The sequence below is a fragment of the Tahibacter aquaticus genome, assembly GCF_004363655.1.
In the GTDB taxonomy this organism is placed as follows: domain Bacteria; phylum Pseudomonadota; class Gammaproteobacteria; order Xanthomonadales; family Rhodanobacteraceae; genus Tahibacter; species Tahibacter aquaticus.
Genome location: NZ_SNZH01000012.1, coordinates 80898 through 105961, shown reverse-complemented (window position 1 = coordinate 105961; position 25064 = coordinate 80898). Strand labels below are relative to the sequence as shown.

21 protein-coding genes are annotated in these 25064 nt (G+C 65.8%); 9 read left to right on the top strand and 12 right to left on the bottom strand.

Going from position 1 to position 25064, the window contains the following annotated elements; translation table 11 throughout:
• Position 1 precedes the first annotated feature (1 nt).
• The 4 genes from DFR29_RS18630 to xseA all read right to left on the bottom strand — a co-directional run bounded on the left by DFR29_RS18630 (position 2) and on the right by xseA (position 6177).
• Positions 2-1285 (bottom strand): glycosyl hydrolase family 8, encoded by a 1284-nt coding sequence (locus DFR29_RS18630; RefSeq protein ID WP_166654196.1) that lies wholly within the window; start codon positions 1283-1285, stop codon positions 2-4.
• Positions 1286-1564: 279 nt separating this feature from the next.
• Positions 1565-2998 carry an aldehyde dehydrogenase family protein gene (locus DFR29_RS18625; RefSeq protein ID WP_133820139.1) on the bottom strand — a complete coding sequence of 478 codons (1434 nt, stop codon included), beginning with the start codon at positions 2996-2998 and terminating at the stop codon, positions 1565-1567.
• A gap of 67 nt (positions 2999-3065) precedes the next feature.
• Positions 3066-4706 carry an acetolactate synthase large subunit gene (locus DFR29_RS18620; RefSeq protein WP_133820138.1) on the bottom strand — a complete coding sequence of 547 codons (1641 nt, stop codon included), beginning with the start codon at positions 4704-4706 and terminating at the stop codon, positions 3066-3068.
• Between the two features lie 118 nt (positions 4707-4824).
• The gene (gene xseA, locus DFR29_RS18615; RefSeq protein WP_133820251.1) at positions 4825-6177 is read right to left on the bottom strand and encodes an exodeoxyribonuclease VII large subunit; all 1353 of its coding nucleotides are present in this window, start codon (positions 6175-6177) and stop codon (positions 4825-4827) included.
• 188 nt (positions 6178-6365) lie between these two features.
• Here xseA and DFR29_RS18610 point away from each other — a divergent pair, with 188 nt between their 5' ends.
• Positions 6366-8786 (top strand): response regulator, encoded by a 2421-nt coding sequence (locus DFR29_RS18610; protein ID WP_166654195.1) that lies wholly within the window; start codon positions 6366-6368, stop codon positions 8784-8786.
• A gap of 5 nt (positions 8787-8791) precedes the next feature.
• On the opposite strand, the gene DFR29_RS18605 is transcribed toward DFR29_RS18610, so the two are convergent.
• Positions 8792-10222: a phospholipase D-like domain-containing protein gene (locus DFR29_RS18605; RefSeq protein ID WP_133820136.1), complete on the bottom strand. Its 1431-nt coding sequence runs from the start codon at positions 10220-10222 to the stop codon at positions 8792-8794.
• Between the two features lie 110 nt (positions 10223-10332).
• Between DFR29_RS18605 and DFR29_RS18600 the strand changes: the two genes are divergently transcribed.
• Positions 10333-10608 carry a GNAT family N-acetyltransferase gene (locus DFR29_RS18600; RefSeq protein ID WP_133820135.1) on the top strand — a complete coding sequence of 92 codons (276 nt, stop codon included), beginning with the start codon at positions 10333-10335 and terminating at the stop codon, positions 10606-10608.
• Positions 10609-10631: 23 nt separating this feature from the next.
• Positions 10632-11231 (top strand): YdeI/OmpD-associated family protein, encoded by a 600-nt coding sequence (locus tag DFR29_RS18595; protein ID WP_133820134.1) that lies wholly within the window; start codon positions 10632-10634, stop codon positions 11229-11231.
• A 39-nt stretch (positions 11232-11270) separates the two neighbouring features.
• Here DFR29_RS18595 and DFR29_RS18590 read toward each other — a convergent pair whose 3' ends face one another.
• The 5 genes from DFR29_RS18590 to DFR29_RS18575 all read right to left on the bottom strand — a co-directional run bounded on the left by DFR29_RS18590 (position 11271) and on the right by DFR29_RS18575 (position 15295).
• Positions 11271-13037 carry a M14 family metallopeptidase gene (locus tag DFR29_RS18590; protein WP_133820133.1) on the bottom strand — a complete coding sequence of 589 codons (1767 nt, stop codon included), beginning with the start codon at positions 13035-13037 and terminating at the stop codon, positions 11271-11273.
• 133 nt (positions 13038-13170) lie between these two features.
• Positions 13171-13473 carry a hypothetical protein gene (locus DFR29_RS18585; protein ID WP_133820132.1) on the bottom strand — a complete coding sequence of 101 codons (303 nt, stop codon included), beginning with the start codon at positions 13471-13473 and terminating at the stop codon, positions 13171-13173.
• 60 nt (positions 13474-13533) lie between these two features.
• Positions 13534-13926, bottom strand: coding sequence for a cupin domain-containing protein (locus DFR29_RS18580; RefSeq protein WP_243746105.1), 393 nt, complete (start codon positions 13924-13926; stop codon positions 13534-13536).
• On the bottom strand, positions 13920-14051 hold the full coding sequence (locus DFR29_RS30345) for a hypothetical protein (RefSeq protein ID WP_279571526.1): 132 nt from the start codon (positions 14049-14051) through the stop codon (positions 13920-13922). The genes DFR29_RS18580 and DFR29_RS30345 overlap by 7 nt, the downstream gene beginning before the upstream one ends.
• On the bottom strand, positions 14048-15295 hold the full coding sequence (locus DFR29_RS18575) for an MFS transporter (RefSeq protein ID WP_208113647.1): 1248 nt from the start codon (positions 15293-15295) through the stop codon (positions 14048-14050). The genes DFR29_RS30345 and DFR29_RS18575 overlap by 4 nt, the downstream gene beginning before the upstream one ends.
• A 119-nt stretch (positions 15296-15414) precedes the next feature.
• Between DFR29_RS18575 and DFR29_RS18570 the strand changes: the two genes are divergently transcribed.
• The gene (locus tag DFR29_RS18570) at positions 15415-16320 is read left to right on the top strand and encodes a LysR family transcriptional regulator (protein WP_133820129.1); all 906 of its coding nucleotides are present in this window, start codon (positions 15415-15417) and stop codon (positions 16318-16320) included.
• Between the two features lie 27 nt (positions 16321-16347).
• On the opposite strand, the gene DFR29_RS18565 is transcribed toward DFR29_RS18570, so the two are convergent.
• Positions 16348-16812, bottom strand: a complete 465-nt coding sequence (locus DFR29_RS18565) for a nuclear transport factor 2 family protein (RefSeq protein ID WP_133820128.1) — start codon at positions 16810-16812, stop codon at positions 16348-16350.
• 440 nt (positions 16813-17252) lie between these two features.
• Here DFR29_RS18565 and DFR29_RS29285 point away from each other — a divergent pair, with 440 nt between their 5' ends.
• The 5 genes from DFR29_RS29285 (at position 17253) to DFR29_RS18545 (ending at position 22486) form a co-directional block, all read left to right on the top strand.
• Entirely contained in the window at positions 17253-17402 is a 150-nt protein-coding gene (locus tag DFR29_RS29285) for a hypothetical protein (RefSeq protein ID WP_166654194.1), read from the top strand.
• 110 nt (positions 17403-17512) lie between these two features.
• Positions 17513-18640, top strand: a complete 1128-nt coding sequence (locus DFR29_RS18560) for an MvdC/MvdD family ATP grasp protein (RefSeq protein ID WP_133820127.1) — start codon at positions 17513-17515, stop codon at positions 18638-18640.
• Between the two features lie 36 nt (positions 18641-18676).
• Positions 18677-20764: a peptidase domain-containing ABC transporter gene (locus DFR29_RS18555; protein ID WP_133820126.1), complete on the top strand. Its 2088-nt coding sequence runs from the start codon at positions 18677-18679 to the stop codon at positions 20762-20764.
• Positions 20761-22008, top strand: a complete 1248-nt coding sequence (locus DFR29_RS18550; protein WP_133820125.1) for an HlyD family secretion protein — start codon at positions 20761-20763, stop codon at positions 22006-22008. The genes DFR29_RS18555 and DFR29_RS18550 overlap by 4 nt, the downstream gene beginning before the upstream one ends.
• A 61-nt stretch (positions 22009-22069) precedes the next feature.
• The gene (locus DFR29_RS18545; RefSeq protein ID WP_166654193.1) at positions 22070-22486 is read left to right on the top strand and encodes a DUF1801 domain-containing protein; all 417 of its coding nucleotides are present in this window, start codon (positions 22070-22072) and stop codon (positions 22484-22486) included.
• Between the two features lie 190 nt (positions 22487-22676).
• Here DFR29_RS18545 and DFR29_RS29715 read toward each other — a convergent pair whose 3' ends face one another.
• Positions 22677-24716, bottom strand: coding sequence for a M20/M25/M40 family metallo-hydrolase (locus tag DFR29_RS29715; protein WP_133820123.1), 2040 nt, complete (start codon positions 24714-24716; stop codon positions 22677-22679).
• Between the last annotated feature and the right edge of the window lie 348 nt (positions 24717-25064).

Here is a 25064-nt window from a genome sequence, read left to right as displayed (position 1 = left end):
CTCAGGGCGTAATGCGTTGCACGCCGTCGGCGAAAATGCGATCGATCGCGATCGGATCCCAGTAGGTTCCGGCCATGGTCATCAAGGCCAGCAAGGCCACGCTGTCTTCGTAATAGCCTTCCTGGCGCGTACGCACGCTCTCGTAGACCGCGTTGAGCCAGCTCTGCTGCGACGGCGTCACCATCGCTGCCACGCCGATAGGCGCGGCAAAGAAGCTGCTGAAGTAGTTGGTCGCGATCGGCGTGCCGTCGAGCAGATAGCCTGGCCGGATATTCGTCGCCACGCCGCCGCTGGAACTGGCCGCCCATAGCGAGATGCGCCGGGCCTGGCGCGCGGCATTGGCGTCGTCGTGCAGCAGTGCGTGCGTGGCCAGGCGCCAGGGCACGCGGCCGGCGTTGTAGTTGTAGTGGCCGTCGTGCGGCCCTTCGAGGAAATTCGCGGCCGCCGGCTTCAGCTGGCTGGAGCCGGCGCTTTCGCGCACGGTGAAATCCGGCAGCAGTCCGGTTGCCGGCGCATAAGTGGTCTGCAGGTGTTCCACTGCCGCCGTCGTCGCGGCGACGGCCTGTTGCCAGATCGGAACCGTGTGTGCGGCGGCAAAATTATAGAAATGCGCCGGCATGAAATCCGACGGGCGCACGCTGTACTGGTTGTAGGTGGCGTCGTCGGGCGACACCCAGTCGCCCAGCAGCGGCAGGTGCGAAGCCGGGCCCATCACCGAAGCTGCCTGGCCGGCCAGCATGTCCAGCGCCTTGGCGCGGAAATCGATGGCAGCGCCGCTGGGCCATTGCTTCGCCGCCAGCAGCAGGCCCAGCGCAATATCGTTGTCCCCGTCGAAGGCGCTGTCATTGCCTTGCTGGGCCTGGCCGGCGGCGCTGATATTCCAGCTCATCAGGCGATTGTCGATGCCGCTGCGGTGCGCGTCGACATAGCGCCACAGCCCGGCCGCTATCGTTGCCGCATCGGCTTCGCTGCCGGCCATCAGGCTGACGATGACCAGACCGTAGCCTTGTCCTTCCGACACGGTATTGCCGTTGCCGTCGGTATTGCACAGCACGCGGTAACGTGGATTGCCGCTGCCGTCGGTGCCGGCGGCGCGCAAGTACGCTGTCTTCCAGCGCGCATAGGCATCGCGCACGTCCTGGTCCAGCTGGGCCTGGCTGCGGTGACTGGGCCTGATGCTACCGGCTGCATAGTGCACATGTTGCGGAAACGGAAAAGCGGGCGTTTGCGCCTGCGCGGCGCCGGAAGTGGCGGCGGCAAGGGCAAGCAGGATCAGGCGGCGCATGGCGGGGTTCCGTGATTCGCGGGCTAGCACGCACAATAGCCACCGTGGCCGCGACCGGTCGTGACCGGCTGCATGGAATGCCGGTCCGGCCGCGGTTTTCCCGCCAGGTGCCGAGCGATCGTAGCTGGTATCGCAATGGCCAGCCGCGGTGGCGCACGTGGCGGCGGCTACGCAAGGGCTGGCACCGGCGGCGCAATCCGCTGCGCTCATCGCGCCCTGCGAGGTGTGCGTGGGAAGGGGGCGATGAGCGCAGCGAATTGCACCGTCGCCATGCGCGGCTCAGGCGTCACGTACCACGAGCAGGCGCAGTTCCGTCATGTCTTCGATCGCATAGCGTATGCCTTCGCGGCCCAGGCCCGAGTCCTTCACGCCGCCGTAAGGCATGTTGTCGACGCGGAAGCTCGGCACGTCGCCGACGATGACGCCGCCGACTTCGAGCACGTCCCAGGCGCGCAGGGTCTTGCGCAGGTCGTAGCTGAAAAGCCCGGCCTGCAGGCCGAAATCGCTGTCGTTGACCGAGGCCAGCGCGGCGTCGAAATCGTTCCAGCGCTGCAGCAGCACGACCGGGCCGAAGGCTTCCATGCACGATACCGACTGCTTCGCGTCGACATTTTCCAGCACGGCCGGCTGCAGCATGGCGCCGTCGCGGCTGCCGCCGCAGAGCAGCCGGGCGCCGGCCTTGACCGCCTCGTCGATCCAGCCCTGCAGCCGCTGCGCTTCCTTCACGTCGATCATCGGTCCGATGAAGGTATCTTCGGCGCGCGGGTCGCCGCTCTTGAGCGACTTGACCTTGGCCACCAGGCGATCGCGCAGTTCGTCGTAGAGATCGTCATGGGCGAGGATGCGCTGCACGCTGATGCAGCTTTGTCCCGATTGGTAGAACGCACCGAATACCAGGCGCTCGACGACGAAGTCGAGGCGGTCGCGCTGGTCTGCATCGACGATGCAGGCGGCGTTGCCGCCAAGCTCCAGCACGACTTTCTTCTTGCCTGCGCGCGCCTTCAGATCCCAGCCCACGCCGGGCGAGCCAGTGAATGACAGCAGCTTGAAGCGCTCGTCGGTGGTGAACAGGTCGGCGCCGTCGCGGTGCGCCGGCAGGATAGAGAAAGCGCCGGCAGGCAGGTCGGTTTCGGCCAGCACTTCGCCGATGATCAGCGCGCCGATGGGCGTGCGGCTGGCCGGCTTCAGCACGAAGGGGCAGCCTGCGGCGATGGCCGGCGCCACCTTGTGTGCCGCCAGGTTGAGCGGGAAATTGAACGGCGAGATGAACGAGCAGGGCCCGATCGGCACGCGCTTGGAAAAACCGCGATAGCCGCGCGCCCGTGCGGAGATTTCCAGATTGATGGTCTCGCCGTCGATGCGCAGCGATTCTTCCGCAGCCACTTTGAAGGTATCGATCAGGCGGGCCACTTCGCCGCGGGAATCCTTGATCGGCTTGCCGGCTTCGATGCACAGCGCCACGGCCATTTCCTCGGCACGTTCGCGAAAGCGCTGAATGCAATGCTCCAGCACCGCCTGGCGCTGGTAGGGCGCGAAACGCCGCAGCGGTTCCTGTGCCTGTACCGCCGCGGCAATCGCCGCGTCGATGGCCTTGGCATCGGCCAGGGCGACGCGCGTGGCGACCTTGCCGCTGAATTTGTCGGTGACTTCCAGATCGGTATTGGCGGCGACGGCCTTGTTGGCCAAGTAATACGGATAGGTTTCGGCGAGCACGGCGGTCTCCTGCAGGGGCGCTACCAAGCCGGCCAGGTTGCCTGGCCGGCCCGAACAGACGGCGGAATCAGATCGCCTGGCTCAGCTCGCGGATCTCGCGATTGAGCACGCGGTCGTTGTCGGAATAGTCGATGGGTACGTCGATCAGATGCACGCCCGGCGTATCCAGGCAATGCTGCAGTAACACGGCGAATTCGTCGCTGGAGGCGGGCCGGTGGCCGTGGGCGCCGTAGGATTCCGCATAGCGCACGAAATCCGGGTTGCCCATGTCCATGCCGAAATTGGGAAATTCCATATGTGCCTGTTTCCACTTGATCATGCCGTAGGCATCGTCGCGCAGCAGCAGCACCGTCAGGTCGAGTTTCAGCCGCACGGCGGTTTCCAGTTCCTGCGAGTTCATCATGAACCCGCCGTCGCCGACCACCGCTACCACCTTGCGTTGCGGATGCACGATCTTGGCGGCGATGGCCGAGGGCAGGCCGGCGCCCATGGTCGCCAGGGCGTTATCCAGCAGCAGTGTATTGGGCTGGCGGCAGCGGTAATAGCGCGCATACCACAATTTATACATGCCGTTGTCGAGGCAGAGAATGCCGCTGTCGGGCATCACCCGGCGTGTGTCGGCGACCAGGCGCACCGGATAGATGGGGAAGCGCGCGTCGCTGGCGCCCTGGTCCAGGTGTTTCTCCAGGTGCTGGCGTACCGTGTCGAACCAGCTGAAGTCCCAGTGCGGCTGGCGCTCCAGCGCCTGGGTCAGCTGCCAGATCGTGTTGGCTACGTCGCCGACGACTTCGATCTGCGGAAAGTAGACCGTGTCGACTTCGGCGCCGGAGAAGTTGATATGGATCACCGTGCGCTTGCCGCGGCGCATGAAGAACGGCGGCTTCTCGATCACGTCGTGGCCGCAGTTGACGATGCAGTCGGCCTGCTCGATCGCGCGGTGGACGAAATCGCCATCGCTCAGCGCGGCATTGCCCAGCCACAGCGGATGATCTTCGTCGATGACGCCCTTGCCCATCTGCGTGGTGAAGAACGGAATGCCGCTATGGTCGATAAAGGCGCGCAGCATCTTGGCGCAGGTCTTGCGGTTGGCGCCGGCGCCGACCATCAGCAGCGGGCGCCGTGCCTGGCGGATGGCGTTGGCCGCATGCGCGACGGCTTTTTCGTCCGCGATGGGGCGGCGGTGGTAGCTGGCGGGAATCACGATCGCGTCGGTGTCGTCGCGGGCGATGTCCTCGGGCAGTTCCAGGTGCGAGGCGCCCGGGCGTTCTTCCTCGGCGCGGCGGAAGCTTTCGCGCACCCGGGCCGGAATGTTGTCGGCCGAGACGATCTGGCGCGTGTACTTGGTCAGCGGCTTCATCATGTCGACCACGTCGACAATCTGGAAATGTCCTTGTTTGGACAGTTTCACCGGCTTCTGCCCGGTGATCATCAGCATGGGCATGCCGCCGAGGTTGGCATAGGCGGCTGGCGTGACCAGGTTGGTTGCGCCCGGCCCCAGCGTGGCGAGGCAGACGCCGGCGCGGCCGGTCAGGCGGCCGTAGGTCGCGGCCATGAAGCCGGCGGCCTGTTCGTGCCGGGTCAGCACCAGCTTGATCGAGGACTGGCGCAGCGATTCGAGCAGGTCGAGGTTTTCCTCGCCGGGAATGCCGAAGACGTATTCCACGCCCTCGGCTTCCAACGCCTTGACGAACAGATCGGATGCTTTCATCGCCCGCTCCTTCGGTGGAGGGGCGATTCTGTGCCCCGCCCCGATAGCGGTCAATGCGTGCCCTGGCGATACCGCGGTGCTGTTCGCCGCTGGCGCCCTGCGATGAATTGCGTCGGCTTCAGCCTTCGACGCGGACGTTCAGTTCGCCGTCGGCGAGACGGGCGCGCAGCAGCTGGCCGGCTGTCGTATCGGACGGCGTACGCACGATGCGGCCGCTGGCCGGATCCTGCAGCAGGGCATAGCCGCGACCGAGTACCGCCAGCGGGCTGATCGCATGCAGTGCACGCGCCAGCTGCGCCAGCTGGCCCTGGCGCGCATCCAGCCGGGCGCGCAGGCTGCTCTGCAGCAATTGCTGCCGGTTGGCCAGTGCCAGGCGCAGGCGCTGCAGGCGTTCCCGTGGATGCTGGCGCAACAGGCCTGCCTGCAGCGTGTCCAGGCGCGAACGGGTGCGCTGCTGGCTGCGCGCCAGCGCGTGGGCCAGGCGTAGCTGCAGGCCGTCGAGCCGGCTGCGGCCCAGTTGCAGACGCGCGGCAGGACTGCGTGCCTGCAACTGGGCCAGCAGGCGATCGAGCTGCTGCTGGTGCCGCTGCAGACGCCGCTGCAGCAGCAGTTGCAGCCGGCCTGCGCGCTGTTCCAGCGCGCGGCGGATTTCCAGCGCATCGGGTACCAGCAGTTCCGCCGCGGCCGACGGAGTCGGCGCGCGCAGATCGGCGACGAAGTCGGCGATGGTGAAGTCGATTTCGTGGCCGATGGCCGAGACCACCGGTATCGCACTGGCATGGATGGCGCGGGCCACGGCTTCGTCGTTGAAGGCCCACAGGTCTTCGATGGAGCCACCGCCGCGAGTGAGCAGGATCACGTCATGGCGCGCCGCCGCAGCAACGCGCTTGAGCGCCAGCACGATGGCCGGCGGCGCTTCCTTGCCTTGTACCGGCACGGGCACGACGTCGACCTGCAGCAGCGGATAGCGCCGGCCGAGCACGCTGAGCACGTCGCGCACGGCCGCGCCCGAGGCCGAAGTGATCACGGCGAGACGGCGCGGGTGCGATGGCAGCGGCCGCTTGCGCTCGCTGGCGAACAGGCCTTGCGCCGCCAGCAATGCCTTGAGCCGTTCGAACTCGCGCTGCAGCGCGCCTTCGCCGGCTTCTTCCAGGTGTTCGACGATGAGCTGGAATTCACCGCGCGCTTCGTACAGCGACACACGTGCCCGCGCCAGCACCTGCATGCCGTCGGCAGGGCGGAAGCGCAGCAGGCTGCTCTTGGGCTTGAACATGGCGCAGCGCACCTGGGCGCCGCCGTCCTTGAGACTGAAATACAGATGGCCCGAGGCGGGGCGGGCGAAGTTGGACAGCTCGCCGGCCAGCCAGATCAGGCCGAATTCGTCTTCGAGCAGATCGCGCGCGCGCCGGGTCAGCTGCGAAGGCGTCAACACGTCGCGGCCCAGGGAATACTCGACGCGGTCTTCGGACATCGGTCCAGGCAGCAGTGCCGGCACCGGGCCGGACGGGCCGGCAGTGTAGGTGCGCCCGCCGGTTGCGGCAACGGCGCGCACTGCCGTGCCCGCAGCGGCCCGGCCGGTTTGTGCCAAGCGGTAACCAGGCTGCAGATACGCCACCGCACTGGTTATAGTGGGACATGACATCAGGGGTCATAACGAAAATGGCAGCAACCACGAGCGTGGCCGAGGCGAATCAGGTGCCGGCCGGCGAACGCGCACTGCGGCAGCGCCTGGATACTTTTGTCGGCGGCTGGCGCGAAAACCTCGGCGGCGGCTGGGACGGCGCCAAGGCCAGCCTGCTGCACGAGGAGCTGGAGAAGATCAACGCCGAAGCCGACGCGCAGGATCTCGGCGAGATTGCCGCGCTGACGCTGGAACTGATCGTGTTCCTCTGTTCCTTTGTCGAAAATGGGGTGATTCCCAGCAGCGCGCAGCGCCAGGCACTGGCCGGCATGGTCGACAACCTCGGCCGGCCCGCCACTACCGCCGCCGAGCGGCCGGCGCCGCGTGCGGCCAAGCGCGCCGCGGCCAGCCATGCGCGCGGACTGGTGCATTACCTGTCCAGTGCTGCGCGCAGCATTGAGGCGCTGGCGCCGACGCTGGGGGCGCAGCGTTTCCTGGTGCGTCCGTTCGAAGACATTGCGCCGCTGATACTGGCGATGAGCGAAAGCGCGCCCGATGTGCTGGTGATCGACGATGCCTTCGTGCCGCAGCTGCATGGCGTGCTGGAAGCGTTCGCGCGGGCACGCGACCGCAGCGATCCGCCGGTCTGCCTGGTGCTGTCCGAAGGCGGAGATCTGGCGCGGGTGCTGTATGCCCAGCGTGCCGGTGCCGATGCGGTCGTGTCCACGCGTGACGCAGTGGCGATCCTGGCGCGTATCGAAGAGATGCTGGAGCAGCGCCGCAGCCTGGGCTACCGCGTGCTGGTGGTGGAAGACGATCCGGCCCAGGCCAAGTTCTGCGAATCGGTGCTGCACCATCGCGGCATCGTCACCGAGGTCTGCGCCAACGCCGCTGGCGTGATCGAGTCACTGCACGCCTTCCATCCCGACCTGGTGCTGCTGGATTTCTATCTGCCCGACGGCAACGGCATCGAAGTCGCCCAGACCATCCGCACCGAACCTGGCTGCGCCTTCCTGCCGGTGGTATTCCTCTCCGGCGAGCAGGACCTGGACCGGCGCTTCGACGCCATTTCCATGGGCGGCGACGATTTCCTGACCAAGCCGGTGAAGCCGCGCCATCTGCTCATGACAGTGGAAAGCCGCGTGCGCCGTGCGCGAACGCTCAGCGCGAGCGAGGGCTCGGCCCGGGGCGAACGGCGCGGCACCTTGTCGGGCCGCGATGTTTTTCTGCAGGAATTGCAGAACCTGGCGGAGGCCGGCAGCGAAGCCTGCGCGGCGCTGGTGTTTATCGGCGTGGACGAGATCGAATCGGTACGCGAACGCATAGGCTTCGTCACGGCCGGCACCCTGGGCCAGCAGCTGGCCTCGGCCATTGCGGCGGAATTGCCGTTTGCGCGGCCGCTCTGTGCCTACGGCGAATATGCATTCCTGGCGCTGGCCCAGCGCCACGACGAGCTGGCTTTGCGCGAAGCGCTGGAACAGGCGCGCCAGCGCCTGGCTGCGCGGACATGGCTGTCGGCCGACGATCCGCTGCGGCTGGGTTTCAGCCTGGCGGCACAGCGCATCAGCGGGCCGGCGGAGCGCGCCGAAAGCCTGATCCGGCGCGTGCGCCAGCAGGCTTTGCAAGTGCAGGGCAACGGCGGCAACGGCATCGCACTGGACCTGCGCGATCCGAACGTCGCCAGCGAAGACCCGCGCGTGCGCCTGGTGCGCGCCATCCTGCGTACGCCCGCCGATCCGAGCAATTCCGTGCTCGAATACCAGCCGCTGGTAGCACTGGCGGGCAATCTCGGCCACCAATATCTGGCGCGCATGCAGCTCAAGCCGCCGCGCAGTTCGCACGGCATTCTGATTTCCGCCGACGAATACCTGCCGCTGGCGCGCGACCTGGGCCTGGCCAGCCAGGTGGACAAGCGCATCGTGCGGCTGGCCCTGCGCCAGCTGCATGCGCACCAGGAAGAGCTGGGCGAGCTGCGCCTGTTCCTGCCGCTGACCGCCGAGTCGCTGCTGGACCCGGCGTTCGCGCCGTGGCTGGCGACCGAGCTGCGCACCCAGGGTGTGCCGGCGGCGGCGGTGGCGCTGGAGTTCTCCATCGCCGACCTGTGCGAGCAACTGCCCGGCGACGCTGCGATCGAAGCCTTGCAGCGGGTCGGTGCGCGCTTCTGCCTGCGCGCTGACGACGAGTCGGAACGTGCCCAGCGCTGGTTGACGCATGCGGCGTTCAGCGTCGTGCGCTTCGAACGCCCGGCTGGTGGCAGCGACAAGCATTCGCCCTGGGCCGGCGTGGCCTCGCGCTTCGCCACGGTGCGTGCGCTGGGCAAGATCGTCATCGCCACTGGCGTGGCCGACATGGGCGATTTCAGCGAACTGCTGCGCAGCGGTGCGCACTATGCCAACGGCGCCGTGGTCTGCGACTGGCTGCGCGATTTCGAATTCGATTTCGCCGGTGCAGAAATGTAGTTCGGCTATTTTTTCGAGCCGGCGTGATTGCGCCGGCGCGAATGCACGTAGCGGCAGAGCAGGCTGATGCCGACAAAACCCGCGACCAGCGCCGCCGGCCAGGCCAGCAGCACCGGCCAGCGCAGGCCCAGCGCGGTCAGCGCCAGCAGGCTCAGGGCGATCCAGGGCAGCGAGGTGGCCTCGGCCTGGCCGAGTACGCGCTGATTGCCCAGCGCCGCGCCGACGCTGTGGGCGATGCGCATCATGCCGGCCGCCGCGCGGCTGGAACTGCCGCCGGCATGGCGGCCGCCGGCTTCTGCTATTTTGTGCACTTTGCGCTTCTTCAGCACGATCTCGGTGGCGTTGTCCAGGTCGGCCAGATACTGCTGTTCCATCTGCGCGGCAAAATCGCGGTCTTCCACCGCCAGGTCGATCTCGCAATTGCCCATCCAGCTGGCGATGTTCAGATTGCTGGAACCCACGCGTGCCCAGCGCGAATCGGCGACCGCGGTCTTGGCGTGCATCATCGAGCCGTTCCATTCGAACACGCGGATGCCGGCTTCCAGCAGCGGCCGGTAGCCAGCCTGGGACATGCGCGCCACCGCCGGAATATCGCTGGTGCCCGGCACCAGCAGGCGCACGTCGACGCCGTCGCGCGAGGCTGCCGACAGAGCCTGCACGTAGGGCGGCAAGCCGACGAAATACGCATCGGCCAGCCACAGGCGTTGCCGTGCCATGGCACAGATCAGCTGGTCCAGGCGGAACAGGCCGGCCGTGCTGGGCTGGGTGGCGATGACGCGCACGTCGACCTGGCCGGCCTCGGCGCCCGAGCTTTGCAGCAGCTCCGCCGCCAGCGGCTTGCCGAGCTGCGACCACAATTCGGCAAATGCGTGCACCAGTTCGGCCACGGCCGGGCCGCGCAGGCGCACGCCGGTATCGCGCCAGGGCGGCATTTTTTTCTTGGCATCGCCCAGCCATTTCTCCGACAGGCAGACGCCGGTGATATAGGCCTCGGCATTGTCGATCACCAGCAGTTTGCGGTGATCGCGGCTGATCCAGCCGAGCAGGCTGTCCAGCCGTGGCGGGTTGTACGAACGTACTTCGCCGCCGGCGGCCAGCAGCGGCTGCCAGAAGCCGCCGCCGTCGCTGCCCAGGCAGCCCATCCAGTCGCGTACCACGCAGACGGTCACGCCGTCCTGGGCGCGGGCGACCAGGGCATCGCGGATGCGCCGCCCGACGGCGTCGTTGCGGATGATGTAATTTTCCAGAAATACGTTTTTTTGTGCACGGCCTATCGACGCCTCCCAGGCATCGAAGTGCACGGCGGCATCGATCAGCAGATCGACGTCGTTGCCGCCGATGAGCGGCGCACCGGCGGCACGGCTGAAAGCCTGCTCGGCCATGCGGCGCCAGGGAGAGAGCGCCAGCAGCGGGGGCGGACACGCGGGAATGGTCATGCGTGCAAGTGTAGCTGCCGAGTCTGTTTACGGAATGTGCTCGGCGGGCGCCGGGTTGTCCCTCAGGGACGTGCCGGTGTAGTTTTCCAGCACCTGCAATGGAGCCCGCCATGGATTTCGCGATCGAACACGACACCGCTGCGCAGCGCTTCCACACCCTGGTCGACGGCTTCCGCTGTGTGCTGGACTACCGCCTGGAAGGCCAGCGCATGGCCATCGTACATACCGGCGTGCCAGGCGAAGTCGGCGGCCGCGGCATCGCTGCCCAGCTCACCGCCGCGGCGGTGGCGGCGGCGCGGGCCAATGGCTGGAAGGTGGCACCGCTGTGCTCGTATGCGCAGGTCTGGTTCGAACGTCACCCGGAAGAGGCTGACCTGCTGGGCTGAAGCGGCAAGGGGAGGGTAGCTCCATGGGAACGCGCGATCCGCGCATCGATGCCTATATCGCCAAGTCGGCCGAGTTCGCCCGGCCCATCCTGGAATACCTGCGCGAGACGGTGCTCCAGTACTGTCCGGCGGTGGAAGAAACCATCAAATGGGGCTTTCCACACTTCATGTATCACGGCATGTTCTGTTCCATGGCCGCGTTCAAGCAGCATTGCGCATTCGGTTTCTGGAAATGGCCGCTGCTGTTCGGCGAGACGTCCAGCGCCGAGGCCATGGGCGATTTCGGCCGCATTACCTCGCTCAAGGATGCGCCGGGCAAGAAACTGCTGGCCGGCTATCTGAAACAGGCCATGCAGCTCAACGAAACGGATACCAAACCCGGCGCCGGCAGCAAGAAAGCGCCCAAGCCCGCGGCCCGGATACCCGACGACCTGGCCGCCGCGCTGAAGAAGAACCGCAAGGCCGCGGCCGTGTTCGATGCCTTCAGCCCGTCGAACCGGCGCGAATACATCGAATGGCTGAGCGAAGCCAAGCGCGAGGAAACCCGCGCCAGGCGCCTGGCCCAGGCGCTGGAATGGATCGCCGAGGGCAAGTCGCGCAACTGGAAATACGCATCCTGCTGAGCAGCGGCGAATCCATCGCCGCCGCCGCTGCCGGGTCGCTTATTCCGGCGCGCGCTGCAGGCGGAATACCGGATACAGGTTGAACTGCTCGTCCCAGGACGCATGCCGCCGGGCGAAGAATTGCAGGCGCGCGGCGGCGTTCCTGACGAAATCGGGTTCGGTGGCGAGCTTGCGCTGGAATTCGGCGGCGAGTTGCGGATCGCGTTTGAGCTGTTCGCGCGCCACGTCCTCGGCGACATATTCCTCCATATATTCCTTTTGCTCGAAAGCGGCATTGAACTGGCCCCAGGCGGCGAGCGAGTCGGGCGCCTGTGGTTCCAGCAGGGCGACGACGATGCGCGAGCGCGCCTGCGCCAGCGGAATGTAGACGGCGCCGGCGGCGAGATCGCGGGTTTCGTCCTGCCAGCTGCCTTGTAGCGTGGCGCGGTCATGGCCTTCCACCGGCTGTCCGCTGAAGCTGGTCGCGCTGGCGCGGAAGGTTTCCAGCGCCTGGCGCGGCAGGGCGGTGGCGAGGCGCTTGTAGCTGACGCCGTGCAGTTCCAGCGTGGGCACTACGCGGGCGGCCCAGGCAACCGGCACCAGGTAACCGCCCTTGGGCGCCTCGACTGTCGCATTAGGCTGTACATCGTCGCGCAGCGGCACTTTCCACACTTGCGGTTTGCGTTCGTCGTAGCGCGTCATCAGCGCGCCGGAAACCTCCGACGGCGTGCGCGTATAGGCGTAGCCGCGGAATTCGACCTCGCGCGCCTTGTCGCTGGCCTTGTAGTCCAACGGCACCGCCGTGCCGCCCAGCGTGGCGGCGCGCTCGTCCGCGGTGAGCTGTTCCGCGTGCCAGTCCTTGCCGCGTTCGGCGATGAGTTCCATCACGTCGAGGATGGTGTTGCGCGTGATCTTCACGCGTACCGGATACGGCTTCCACGAATGCGTTTCCACCAGCATGCCGAAGCGGTTGCGCAGTGGCAGATAGCCGGTGGAGAAGCGCGGCGGCGCGACGCCGTCGGCAAAGCCCGAGGCAGGGTCGTCGCCGATCACGAAGGACGGATAGAAACCGACCGGCAGCGAACCCTGCTTGCTCAGTTTGGCGATGGTCTGGTCGCGCAGCTCGCGGCCGAGCTTGCGCAGTTCGTCGTCGCCGGAATACAGCGGTTCCACCGAGATGGAGACGTCGTGCTCGAACTTGGCCCCGTCGGTGACGTGCAGGTCGACATAGACGGTCGGGTCCCAGCGGTTCATCAGCGCCAGCATGGCCTGCATCTCCGGCGTTTCGGCCTTGAGATAGTCGCGATTGAGGTTGAGATTCTGTGCCGTGGTGCGCCAGCCCATCTGCTCCGGCCCGCGCTGGTTCGGCCGGTTCCAGGCGCCGAAGCGTTCATGTCCGTCGATATTGAACACCGGTACGAACACCAGTACCTGCTTGTCCAGCAGGCCTTTGCCGGCCTTGCCCTGCAGCAGTTCGCGCAGCAGCAGGAAGCCCGCGTCCTTGCCGTCGATCTCGCCCGCATGAATGCCACCCTGGAACAGGCTGACCGGAATGCCGCGCTCGCGCGCCGCCTCGGGCGTGCGTGCGCCGCTGCCGCTGGCGACCAGGGCCAGCATCGGCCGGCCTTCCGGCGTGCGGCCGAATTCCTCGCAGCTCACCGTGTCGGGAAAGCTCTTGGCGAAACGTGCGCACAGGTCGATCACCTCGTCGTAGCGGCCGGTGCGCTTGAAGCCCGACTGTTCCGACAGCGTGCGCAGGTTGTCGGGAGCAGCCACGGCATTGGCGCCCAGCAGCAGGGCGGCGAGGTAGGCGGCAGAGCGGATCATGGATACGTAGCCTGGTAGGGACAGGAATGCGCAAGCATAGCCATTGCGTAGTCGTGGCGACATGCGCAAGCGCCGTGCTTTATCCAATCGGCAGGAATCGCTGCAGACAGGTGTTGCCTGGCCGCATTCGTGCTCAGGCCAGCTGCCACAACAGCGCGGCCAGGCCGAGCTGCGCGAGGAAGGCCAGGGCCGACCAGCAGCTCGCCGCCAGCCAGCTCCAGCCACGCAGGTCGGAGCGTCTGGCAATGACGCTGAGCAGCAGTCCGGCCAGAAGGTTGAAGCCGACGAAGATCGTCAGTGCCACGCCGATCAGCCAGGGCTGCGCTGCAGCGCTACTCATGCCGTTGAGGCCGATCACCAGCATCAGCATCAGGGCAAGGAAAACGAATACGCCGATGGCGGCGAACAGGAAGGTCAGCAACAGCAGTACAGGCATGGTCGCGGCACCTGCGGAGGACGCCGCAGGATAGCAACCGTCGTCGGGTTTTTGGCACAGCTACAGCGTGCGCAGTTGCTCGGCCAGGCTGCGGGTCTGCGCACTGGCCACATCGCCGGTATGCGCGGTGGATTTGTTCTCGATCAGCAGGATCAGGCATTCCTGCTCGGCTATCGGCAGGTGGCGCACGCCCTTGGGCACGACGTAGAGCTGGCCGGGGCCGAGTTCGACCTCGCCATCGGGCAGGCACAGGCGCAGGCGGCCCTGCAGTACGAAGAACAGTTCGTCCTGCTCGTCATGGCTGTGCCAGACCAGTTCGCCCTGTACCTTGGCCACTTTGAGATAGGCATCGTCGAGTTCGCCGATCACGCGTGGCGACCACAGCTCGGCCAGTCCGGCGGCAAGCTGGCGTGGATCGAGTGCAAGCGGCCTGGCTACGGCATCGTTCAGCACAGCATGGCTCCCAGTTGTCCGGCAAAGATCGTTTCGCCCCAGCGCAGCCACAGCGCGGCCAGCAGCGCGGCGACGGCCAGCGCGGCAAGCCAGGCGATACGGCGCCAGGACAGCGTGGTTTTCACGGCGTGGACTCGGCCGGGCGCAGCAGCGGACGTGCAGCGACGGCATCGTCGCGGGTCAGCCAGCTGACGCCAGCGGCGAGCAGGCCCAGCGCGATGCTGGCGATCCAGATCGGCGTATAGCTGCCGGTAGTGTCGTACAGGCGGCCGGCGACCCAGGCGCCGACGAAGCTGCCGACCTGATGGCTGAGGAATACGACGCCGTACAAAGTGGATAAGTATCGAACGCCGAACATGCTGGCGACCGCGCCGTTGGTCAGCGGCACCGTGCCCAGCCAGAGGAAGCCGAACACGGCGGCAAATACCAGGGCCGAGGCGCCGCTGAGCGGCACGGCGAGGAAGATCGCAATCGCCACGGCACGCGCGGCGTACAAGGCGGCGAGCAAGCGCGGCCGGCTGTGTCGCCCGCCCCATAGCCCGAACAGGTACGAGCCGGCGATATTGAACAGGCCGACCAGGGCCAGCGCGCTGGCGCCGACACCGGCGGCAATGCCCTGGTCGACCAGGTAGGCAGGGAAATGCGTGGCGATAAACGCGATATGGAATCCGCAGACGAAGAAACCGGCATTGAGCAGCCAGTAATGCGGATGCGCGGCGGCGTCGCTCAAGGCCTTGCCCAGGCCACCGGCCGGTTCGCCGACGACGGCGGCGGCAGGATCTTGCACGGGCGGGCGAATGCCGATCGCCGCGACGATGGTCAGCAGGATGAAGACACACAGGCCGAACAGCGCGCCGCGCCAGTCCCAGCCGGCAATCAGGGCCTGGGCAATCGGTACCACGGCAAACTGGCCGAACGAGCCGCCAGCGGTGACCAGGCCGAAGGCCATGCTGCGTTGCTGTGGACTGACCAGGCGGGCGACGCCGGTCAGCACGACGACAAAGGTGGTTCCGCTCAGGCCCAGGCCGACCAGTACGCCGAGGCTGGCCATGATGCCGCCCGGCGACAGGGTTAGGCCGGCCATGATCAAGCCGGCGGCATAGACCAGCGCGCCGACGACCAGCACGCGGCGAACGCCGTAGCGGTCGGCGATCGCACCGACGAATGGCTGGGCCAGGCCGAACAGCAGGTTCTGCACGGCGATGGCGAAGCCGAAGTATTCGCGCCCTATGCCGAACTCGCGGCCGATGGGTTGCATGAACATGCCGAAGCTCTGGCGTACGCCCATGCTCAGGGTGACGATGAGCGCGGCGCAGGCAATGGCGATGACCGCCGTGCGGGACCAGCTTGCCGCGGAAGAATGCGCCACAGGAGAATCGAAAGGTTTCATCGGCAAAGGCCCAAGCGAAGCTGTAGCGCAGGGTAGCGATGCGCGTATTGTCGCAACAGCGCTGCGGCGCGGGATTCAGTATCAATGGACGATTGAGAATGAGCGAATCGCTGTCCGACATTGCCGTGTTCGTGGCCTGCGCCGACAGCGGCCGGCTCAGCCTGGCGGCGCGTTCGCTGGGCATCACCCTGGCGGTGGCCAGCGCCGCGCTGAAACGGCTGGAGGTGCAGCTTGGCGTACGCCTGATCCTGCGTACCACGCGCAGCCTGCGCCTGAGTGTCGAAGGCGAACGCTATCTGCCGCATGCGCGCGAAGCGCTGGCTGCGCTGAGCGCCGGCCGCCTGGCGCTGAGCCGCGACCGCGAAGGACTGCGCGGCCTGGTGCGCATCACCGCGCCGGCGGATTTCGGCCGCAATCGCCTGGCTGGCTGGCTGGACGAATTCGCCGCCGGTCATCCGCAGGTGCAATTCCAGATCAGCCTGGACGATGCCATCACCGATTTCTTCGCCGCGCCGGTGGACATTGCCCTGCGCTATGGCAATCCGGGCGATTCCAACCTGATCGCGTTGCCGCTGGCGCAGCTGCAGCGCGTCGCCTGCGCCGCGCCCGACTACCTGGCGCGGCATGGCGCGCCGGAACATCCGCGCGAACTCGCCGCCCATGCGACCGTCTGCTTCATGCGCCAGCAGCGTCCGGCCGACCGCTGGCGCTTCGTGCGCGGCGAGGAGGAGTACGAAGTCAGCGTGTTGCCGCGCTGGATCTTCAACGATGCGGAAATGGTGCGGCGCTGGGCGCTGCGTGGTCGCGGCATCGCCAATCGCGTCTGGGCCGACGTGGCCGAAGACGTGGCTGCAGGCCGGCTGCAGCGCGTGCTGCCGCAATGGCTGGGCGAGACCGAACCGCTCAACCTGATGTATGCGGAACGGCGCCTGTCGCCGGCCCTGCGGGCGCTGATCGACTTCCTGCTGGCGCGGCGCGAGGAACTGGCGGCCTGCCAGCCTTGAGCGCCGCGGCGGGGAATCGACGGTATCTCAGCCGCGCTGCTTGAACGCAGCCAGCCCGGCGGCGGCCTGTGCGCGCACTTTCTTCTGCAGGAACGGCGACCAGCCCAGCAACATGCCGGGTGCGCCCAGCGCCTGGCGCGACCACCGCCAGAAATCGAAATTATCCAGATGTTCACTAATCAGGCCGTCGCGGAAACGGAATTCCGCGTGGATGATGTTGTGTACCGGCCGGCCGCTGGCGCTGAAGCTGTACCAGGCCTGCCAGTCGGCGCTGCCCTTGTCGCCGTCGGCGCGCACATTGGCGAATTCCACGCGCAGGTCCTTGCCGCGCTCGCACAGCATGCGCCACATCGCGCCGATGTCGGCGCCGTACAGGTCGAAGGCCGGATCGTGGAAATGGGCATCGCCCGCATAGCAGGCTGCCATGGCCGCGGCATCGCGGCGCTGGAAGGCGCGATAGAACGTGTCGATCAGATCGGTTTCGCGACTCATGGGAGTTCCTTGGCAGATTTTGCGCAACGGCACGCGGCAGGCCTACTTTCATTCGTCCGTATGGTGCCACGGACAGCCCCGTCCGGCAGAGGCGTATTCGTCAGTGTGGCGGATCTGCCACTAGCGCTCGCCGGTTGCTGCCGTCCGCTACCGGCCTTCGCCTGAGAACTGGCGATGCGGGGTTGCCGGTCCGGGCTGCGTTCGACGCACCTTGCGTCGTCGCCGCCGCCCATGCCTTGCGCAACGGGTTCCGGCATCCGGAAAAGTATGGAAAGAGTAGCTAACAATACTAATTTACCTTTGGGGGGATGCTGCGCTGGGACACGTCCCATCAGCGCTGATCCGGCAAATTTCGTTGCCGCTGGACCGGCATTGCGCGCATGGCCGAGGAGAATCGGCTGCGCTTACATTCGCGTTGAAATCTGACAAGGAGCAATACCATGGTGAATCGAGTCATAGGCCGCCTGATGGCGCATGAGCTGAGCGAAGAAGAAGTGCGTCAGGTGAGCGGCGGCGACCCGAATCCGACCATCTCGGCGGACACGGCGAGCGGACCCGACTGCAGGCCCGACGATTGTGAGGTCGGCTGATAGGTAGTAGCGGTGCCTGGTGCACGTTCGTGCACCAGGTTTGCGCCTGTGACGCGTCTGCAAGCGCGCACCCGGCTCCACGCGTACGACGCGGACAAACAGGTACTGACGTGAACATTCTCATTTATTCCATTACCTACGACGTACATGTCGCGGCGGTCACACTTGCCCTGGCAGACCAGGGCCACGCGGTTCAGATAATCCACGGCAGCGACTATCCGACACGTTCCTGCATGAGTGCCTGCATCGACACCGGGCACGATCTGCGGCTGTTGCATGAACTCGGACAGGCGCGGAGTGTGCTCAGCGATGCGGACACCGTGTGGAATCGGCGCTATGTCACTCACGAATTGCCCGACGATGCCGTGCATGCAGCCGATCATGCGTTCGCCAGCCGCGAGGCCCGCAGCTTTGCCGATGGCGCGCGCGTTGCGCTGGCACAGCGCGGCTTCTGGGTGAATTCACCCGCGGCGCAGGCGTGCGCGAGACACAAGCTGGCGCAGCTGCGCGTGGCGCGCGAATGCGGGCTGCGCATTCCAGCCACGCTGATCAGCAACAACAAGTCGGATGTATTGGCGTTCTGCCGTCGACAGGGCGGCCGCACGATCTACAAGCCGCATATGCCAGCCACCTGGCTCGCGTCGGACAACAGCGGCAACATGGCTTGCCTGTACACCGCCGTTTGCAACGAGGCCGATCTGAACGAACTGCCGGAATCGGCATTCCAGCTTTCTCCCGGCATCTACCAGGGCTATGTGGAAAAACACTACGAAGTCCGCGCCACGTTCTTCGGCGAAGAGGAGTTGTCGCTGCGCCTGGAATCGCAGCAACAGGAAATCAGCCGTATCGATTGGCGCCGCGGACAACGCGGCGACATGCAGTACCAGCCGCATCGCTTGCCCGACGCTATCTACCAGGCTTGCCTGCAGCTTATGCGCCGCTTCGGCATTGTCAGCGGCTGCTTTGACTTCATCGTCGACAGCGACGGTGAATATGTCTTTCTCGAAGTCAATGAAGGCGGCCAGTTCCTCTGGGTGGAGCAGCGCTGCGCGGAAATTCCCATGTTGGACACTTTTTGCGATTTTCTCGTTTGCCGCGATCCGGCCTATCGGCGCAAGCACGATTCGCCGCGCCTGAGCTTTGCCGAGGCCTATCGTGATCCGCGCTTGAAAACCTGGCTGGACGACAATGTCGCGGCCCATGTGCCGGCCACGGTCTGGCATGTGAGCGCCGAATGAAGCGCATCCAGGGCGGCATCAAGGATTGCAGCGGATATGCGTGAAGCGATTGTCGCGGCCGAGGCGGCCGAGTGCGGGCTTGCCTGCCTGGCCATGATTGCGGCACATCACGGCCAGCACTACACGCTGCGCGAATTGCGCCAGCGTTTTCCCACCTCGATGAAAGGCGTGACGTTGGCACGCCTGATCGCGATTGCATCGGAGCTGGGCCTGCAGGGCCGTGCGCTGCGCATCGAACTCGATCAGCTGGAGCAGCTGGCCATGCCCTGCGTGCTGCATTGGGATCTGAGCCATTTCGTCGTGTTGCTGCGCAGCGGTAGACGTGGCATCACCGTCCTGGACCCGGCCTCGGGTCTGCGTGAACTCAGTTATGCGCAGGCGTCTGCGCATTTCACCGGGGTTGCACTGGAGCTGTCGCCGACGGCGGACTTTCGCCCGCGGCCTGCATCGCCAGCGATCGGCGTGCGCGAGCTGACCGGACCGGTCGACGGACTGGCCAAGGCGCTGGGCCTGGTACTGGTGCTGTCGCTGAGTTTGCAGGTGTTCGTCGTGCTGGCACCGTTCTACCTGCAATGGGTGGTCGATCAGGTATTGGTGTCGGCAGATCGCGGCTTGCTTGTCGTGTTGGGGCTCGGCTTCGGCTGCGTGCTGCTGTTGCAGGTGGGTACTGGAGTATTGCGCGGGTGGACGGTGGTCTATCTGTCGGCGCGTCTGGGCTTGGCTTGGGCCGGCAACGTGTTCATCCATCTGCAGAAACTTGGTCTTGATTTTTTCCACAAACGACAGCTTGCCGACATCGTGTCGCGCATGAACAGCATCCAGTCGATCCAGCGCACGCTGACCACCAGTTTCGTCGAAGGCATTGTCGATGGCCTGATGGCGGCGGTCACGCTTGCGATGATGCTGCTCTACAGCGCCAAGCTGGCGCTGGTCACGTTGGCGGCGGTCGCGCTCTATTTCATCCTGCGCCTGGCCGCGTTCCGCGGTTTGCGAGACGGTACCGAGAAGCAACTGCTGGCCGCGGCGCGACAGCAAGGCCATTTGCTGGAATCGATACGCGGAGCGCAGTCGGTCAAATTGGCGGGCGCTGAAGCGGAGCGGCGCTCGGTCTACTTCAACCTCATGCATGAAAGCGTCGGCAGTGACGTCCGCGTCGCGCGCCTCGGTCTGGGCTTCGGCGCCGCGAATCAGATCATATTCGGCATCGAACGCATCGCGGTGATCTGGATTGCCGCTCATCTGGCCATGCGCAACGTGTTCTCGGTCGGCATGCTGATCGCCTATCTCGCCTATAAGGACCAGTTCGCCCTGCGTGTCGCGGGGCTCGTCGACAAGTGCATGGAACTGCGCATGCTGCGCCTGCACGGCGAGCGCCTGGCCGATATCGTGCTCAGCGAGGCCGAAGCGGAAGTTGTCTGCGCGGCGCTGCCGGCAGTTTGCCGCATCGAAGTCGAAGCGCTGGGTTTTCGCTATGGTGCTGGCGAAGCCTGGGTTGTCGAGGACTGCAGTTTCGTGGTGGAAGAAGGCGAATCCGTCGCCATCGTCGGTGCCTCGGGCAGCGGCAAGACGACGCTGGTCAAGCTCATGCTCGGCCTGCTGGTGCCGGAACGCGGACGCATCTGCCTGGGGGGCCGCGATCTTGCCCAGATCGGTGCGCGCAACTACCGCAAGATCGTTGGTGCGGTCATGCAGGACGATCAACTGTTCGCCGGCAGTCTGGCCGACAACATTGCGTTCGGCGATGTGCAATGCGATCTGCAGCGTGTCGAAGAAGCCGCGCGACTGGCTGCTGTGCATGATGAAATTCAGTCGATGCCCATGGGCTACCACAGCTTGGTCGGCGACATGGGGACCGTTTTGTCGGGTGGGCAAAAGCAGCGCGTGATCCTTGCACGTGCGCTTTATCGAAACCCCCGCATCCTGTTTCTGGATGAAGCGACCAGCCACCTCGATGTGGAACGCGAGCGACTGGTGAACGACGCGGTGCGCGATCTTCGCCTGACCAAAGTGATTATTGCGCACCGGCCGGAAACCATTGCCAGTGCCGATCGGGTACTGCTGCTACGCGACGGGCGCATCGTGCCGCTCGCGTCGCCACAGCGATTGCATGATGTGTGCGCATGAGTAGAACGCTGTTTCGTGCCCAAGCGGTACAGGCGCGGCGCGATGAACGGCTCGGTCGCATCAGCCTGGTGCAACCGCTGCGTTTGTGGCTGCTGGGCGTGGCCGTTGCGGTGGCGGCTGTATTGATTTTGCTGGTGCTGGCGCTGGGAGAATATACGCGGCGCTCTCGTGTCAGCGGTGAGCTGGTACCCGATCTTGGCTTGTCCAGCGTGCTTGCGCCGGGCGACGGTGTGGTCGGACGGATCTTTCCCCAGGAAGGCGACGAGGTTGGCGTCGGTGCCGAGCTTGCGCTGATCACCGTGCCGCGGGTGACGGGCGAGGGTAGCGACACACTCAGCGTGATCCGTAGCGGCATCGCCCAGCGGGGCGAGAGCCTGCTTGAGCTGCAACGATCGCAGCTCGCGCAGCTCGATGCCCAGGCTGCTGGCCAGAGGCAACAGCTTTCGGCGGCACGGCGCGAGCTGGAGCAGATCGAAGCCGAAGTCGGCACGCGCAAGGCACAGGTCGATCTGGGGCGCGAAACTTTGCAGCGCTACCGCCGCATTGCCAATGACCGCTACGTCAGCCAGATTCAAGTCAATCAGCAAGAGCAGGCCGTGCTGGAGCTGGTACAGGCACAGCAGGCATTGCAGCGCCAGACGACAACCATACGACGCACGGTTGCCCAGCTGGAACAGAGCCTGCATGAATTGCCATCGCGGCGCGATGCGCTGCAGGCGGCGACGCAGCGCGATCTGGCCTTGCTGGCGCAGGAGCGCGTGCAGCAGGAGGCCGGCGGCGAACTGCTGTTGCGCGCACCGCTGGGCGGCTTGATCGCCAGCCGTGCGGTCGAGCCCGGGCAGGCAGTGAAGAGTGGGCAGATCGTGTTGACCTTGCTCCCGCACCATTCGCGATTGCAGGCGCAATTGTCGGTTCCCAGCCGCGCGATCGGGTTTGTCGAGATCGGTGATCGCGTGCTCCTGCGCTATCAGGCGTATCCGTACCAGAAGTTTGGCCATCACGCCGGCACGGTGGTGCGGGTGTCGCGCAGTCCAGTAGCGCGGGGCAGTGCGGAGGCCGCGCCGGCCGACAGCTACTACCGCGTGCTGGTGGACCTGGATGCGCAGAGTGTCAGCGCCTACGGCAAGCCCGAAGCGCTGCGCCCCGGCATGATGCTGGACGCGGATATATTGGGCGAGCGCCGTCGCTTGTATGAGTGGGTACTGGAACCGCTGTATTCGTTGTCCGGTCGCGTCGGCGATTGATGGCGTTGCTGCGCGCGACGGAACACAATCGCAGCTGACCTCACAAGCGGGAGCAGCGGCGATGGCCAAGGCAACGGCTGGCAAGCAGGGCGATGACGGCAGCGCCGAGGTCGATGTATTTCTTGATCGGCTGCAGCACCCGGCCAAGGATCTGGCCGTGCAGCTGCGTCGCGGTGTACTGGCGGCCGACGCGCAGATCCGCGAAGGCATCAAGTGGAATGTTCCCAGTTTTCGCACGAGCGACTATTTCGCCACGATGCATTTGCGCGCCAGGCAGGGCGTAGGCCTGATCCTGCATTTCGGCGCGAAGAAGAACGCGATTGCCGAGCATGGCGTGACGATTGCCGATCCGGCCGGGCTGCTGCAGTGGCTGGCCAGGGACAGGGCGATGATCGTGTTTGCCGATTTGCCGCAATGGGAGGCGCAGCGGGGGGTGTTGCAGGTTCTGCTGCGAGAGTGGATCAGCAAGATGGGCTGAGGGGTTCAGTTTTTTCCAGAGGCGGGGAAGTCAATGCTTCGGCATGGGCTTTTGTTGCGAAGCCGCCGGGCGCTGCTGGGGTTCGTCTGGTGGCTTACGCCAACCGCGGTCTCCACCGTGTCTGCTTGCCTGGACGCAACGCGCCTGGCAGGCGGTTTCCTGCCAGGCGCGGAATGGGCTTGCCTGGCGATCAGAAGGTGATGCTCCAACTGTCGATCTTGCCCGTGTCGCCCGGGCCGTTGTCGTTGACGCGCAGTTTCCAGGTGCCGTTCAAGGCTTCGCTGCCGAGGTTCAAGGTGTAGTTGCCGACCAGGTTGTCGGTGCCGGCGCCGGTGCGGTTGTGGATGTTGTAGAGGCTGCCGTCGGGAGCGACCAGATCGACTTTCAGATCGCCGCGGTAGGTGTGCACGATGTTCACGTTGACCACGGCATTGTTCGGCGCGTTGCCGCTACGGCCGGATACGGCGATGGGGCTTTCCACCGTGGTGTTGTCGGTGATGGCGAAATCGGTGCCATTGCTGTAGGTCTGGACGCCGCCACCGGTGCTGTAGTCGCCGAGCAGGCTGGCAGCGGAGAAGGCCGCGCTGGCTTTCAGGCGTACGTGATACGTGCCCGCCGCCGGTGTGGGAAACGTACAGGTTTCCATATTGCCCGATTGCAGTGGGCGGCAGTCGTAGCTGCTGTCGGTCGGCGCGCTGCCGAATTTCACGTACATGTCGGCATTGCCGCTACCGCCGGAAAGCGTGAACGCGAGATTGCTGGCGCCGGCCGGTACGGCCAGGGTGAAATTCAGTGCGCTGCCGGCGGCCGCGGCAAGGCCTGTCGCTGCCACGCCCTTGGTCAGCACCGTCGTGCCGGGCGGTGGGCCGCCGCCGTTGGTCTTGGCCATTTCGCCGAGGAAGGCCAGGCCGAGCTTGGCGAAATGCACGCTGTGGCTGGCCGTGCCGCCCATCTTGGCCAAGGTATCGTTGGCGGTATGCAGGTTGGGGAAGGTCGGGCCTTCGTCGTACATGGCGGCAGGAAAGCCGGCCGAGGTCCACGAGGCATGGTCGGAGCAGCCATAGCCGCAGCTGGTATTGATCAGGGTCAGCCCCGATGGCGCCATGTAGGCGGAGAACAGGTCGCGCAGGAACTGCACCAGCGTGGCGTTGGAATAGTCAGTCATCACGCGCAGGGTCGAGGTGGAGTTGCTCGCCTTGTAGTTGGTCATGTCCATCTGCAGCACGCCGACCACGTTCTTGCCTTGCGTCTTGAACGACTGGGCAATGGCGTTGGAGCCGCGCAGGCCGACTTCCTCGGCGGCATAACCCATGAACTTCACCGTGCGCTGCGGCTTCCAGCCGCTGGCCATGGCGATGCGGATCACTTCCGTCAGGGTGGCGATACCCGAGGCGTCGTCGTCGGCACCGGGCGCGTTCATGGTTTCGCCGCTGCCGGAATTGGAGATCGAGTCCAGGTGTCCGCCCAGCACCACGATTTCGTTCGGCAGTTCATTGCCCTGTACGGTCAGGATCACCGACGGCTGGGTGCTGCAATTGCTGCATCCGGTAAAAAGTTCGGCGCTCACGTCGCTGCGGCCGTTGCCCAGGGCCAGCCACTTGTCGCGAATCCAGGTCGCGGCATTCCTGCCGTGCGTGGTGGCGTAGTAGCGGTTCGGATAGGACGTGGACAGATGGGTGATGCTGGCGCGGATATTCGCTTCGGCGACCTGGCCCAGCCAGGGGCTGACCGTGGCCTGGTTGTCGATGGTGTAGGCGGCAAGGAATTGTTCGTTGACGGCCTTGTGTGCGGCGTTGTCCTGGATGAAGGTTTCGGCTTCGGCCCGCGTGGCAAAGGCGAAATAGCCGCCGCAGCGGCGTTCGCCTTCGTGGATGCGCTGGCTGATGTCGGCCAGGCGGAAGGTGTCGACTTCGGCCAGGACGAGTTCCTTGCCCAGCGTGTCCTTGAGCAGCTTCGGCGCGCGTGCCAGGTCGGCCACGCTGCGCAGATAGCTTTCCCGCGAGGTGACCACGTAGACCGGCGCGAACGGATCTTCGCCCCGCTGCAGCATCGCTTCGCTGCTGCCTGGGCTGTGATCGGCCAGGCCGTGGGCGAGTGCGGTAGTGGCCAGCAGGGCGGTGCAGAGCAGGCCCAGTGCGAGCGACAGCGCACGCGGACGCAAGGTGTAGGCGGACTTCGGGTTCGGCCGGACGCGCGCAGCGCCGCCTTCACCCGCAATGGAATTGCGCATGAGTCATTCTCCCCGTAATGGATCGCTGCCCCCCGGCAGCGGCGATGCGAAGCACCGCGGCGCAGGAGTTAAGGGAAGAATGCACAGCGACGCAAGGGCATTAGCTGTTGCGTCGCAGCAGACATGCGGTGGCGAATTCTGTGCTTTGTGAACGGTGCACGCTTTTGGACAAGCGCAGGTTTGCGGGGGATTCGCTGCTGGCGGCTGCGGGATGGCAGGGTATGGCGTAGAGCGTCGCTGTGCCGGTGGCTGGCGCGGGTTCTGTTGCACGGCAATATCGAGGATGGGCGCCGGGGCGGGATCTGGGCCGATCGAGTGCGCTTGCGCGCGGATCGGTGGCCGGCCTGC

What these genes read in the sequence shown, in the direction of transcription:
- DFR29_RS18590 (WP_133820133.1), bottom strand. Translation starts at nt 13,037, where the DNA reads ATGATCCGCTCTGCCGCCTACCTCGCCGCCCTGCTGCTGGGCGCCAAT.
- DFR29_RS18595 (WP_133820134.1), top strand. Translation starts at nt 10,632, where the DNA reads ATGGGAACGCGCGATCCGCGCATCGATGCCTATATCGCCAAGTCGGCC.
- DFR29_RS18550 (WP_133820125.1), top strand. Translation starts at nt 20,761, where the DNA reads ATGAGTAGAACGCTGTTTCGTGCCCAAGCGGTACAGGCGCGGCGCGAT.
- DFR29_RS18620 (WP_133820138.1), bottom strand. Translation starts at nt 4,706, where the DNA reads ATGAAAGCATCCGATCTGTTCGTCAAGGCGTTGGAAGCCGAGGGCGTG.
- DFR29_RS18565 (WP_133820128.1), bottom strand. Translation starts at nt 16,812, where the DNA reads ATGAGTCGCGAAACCGATCTGATCGACACGTTCTATCGCGCCTTCCAG.
- DFR29_RS29285 (WP_166654194.1), top strand. Translation starts at nt 17,253, where the DNA reads ATGGTGAATCGAGTCATAGGCCGCCTGATGGCGCATGAGCTGAGCGAA.
- DFR29_RS18605 (WP_133820136.1), bottom strand. Translation starts at nt 10,222, where the DNA reads ATGACCATTCCCGCGTGTCCGCCCCCGCTGCTGGCGCTCTCTCCCTGG.
- xseA (WP_133820251.1), bottom strand. Translation starts at nt 6,177, where the DNA reads ATGTCCGAAGACCGCGTCGAGTATTCCCTGGGCCGCGACGTGTTGACG.
- DFR29_RS18585 (WP_133820132.1), bottom strand. Translation starts at nt 13,473, where the DNA reads ATGCCTGTACTGCTGTTGCTGACCTTCCTGTTCGCCGCCATCGGCGTA.
- DFR29_RS18570 (WP_133820129.1), top strand. Translation starts at nt 15,415, where the DNA reads ATGAGCGAATCGCTGTCCGACATTGCCGTGTTCGTGGCCTGCGCCGAC.
- DFR29_RS18610 (WP_166654195.1), top strand. Translation starts at nt 6,366, where the DNA reads ATGGCAGCAACCACGAGCGTGGCCGAGGCGAATCAGGTGCCGGCCGGC.
- DFR29_RS18545 (WP_166654193.1), top strand. Translation starts at nt 22,070, where the DNA reads ATGGCCAAGGCAACGGCTGGCAAGCAGGGCGATGACGGCAGCGCCGAG.
- DFR29_RS29715 (WP_133820123.1), bottom strand. Translation starts at nt 24,716, where the DNA reads ATGCGCAATTCCATTGCGGGTGAAGGCGGCGCTGCGCGCGTCCGGCCG.
- DFR29_RS18600 (WP_133820135.1), top strand. Translation starts at nt 10,333, where the DNA reads ATGGATTTCGCGATCGAACACGACACCGCTGCGCAGCGCTTCCACACC.
- DFR29_RS18555 (WP_133820126.1), top strand. Translation starts at nt 18,677, where the DNA reads ATGCGTGAAGCGATTGTCGCGGCCGAGGCGGCCGAGTGCGGGCTTGCC.
- DFR29_RS18630 (WP_166654196.1), bottom strand. Translation starts at nt 1,285, where the DNA reads ATGCGCCGCCTGATCCTGCTTGCCCTTGCCGCCGCCACTTCCGGCGCC.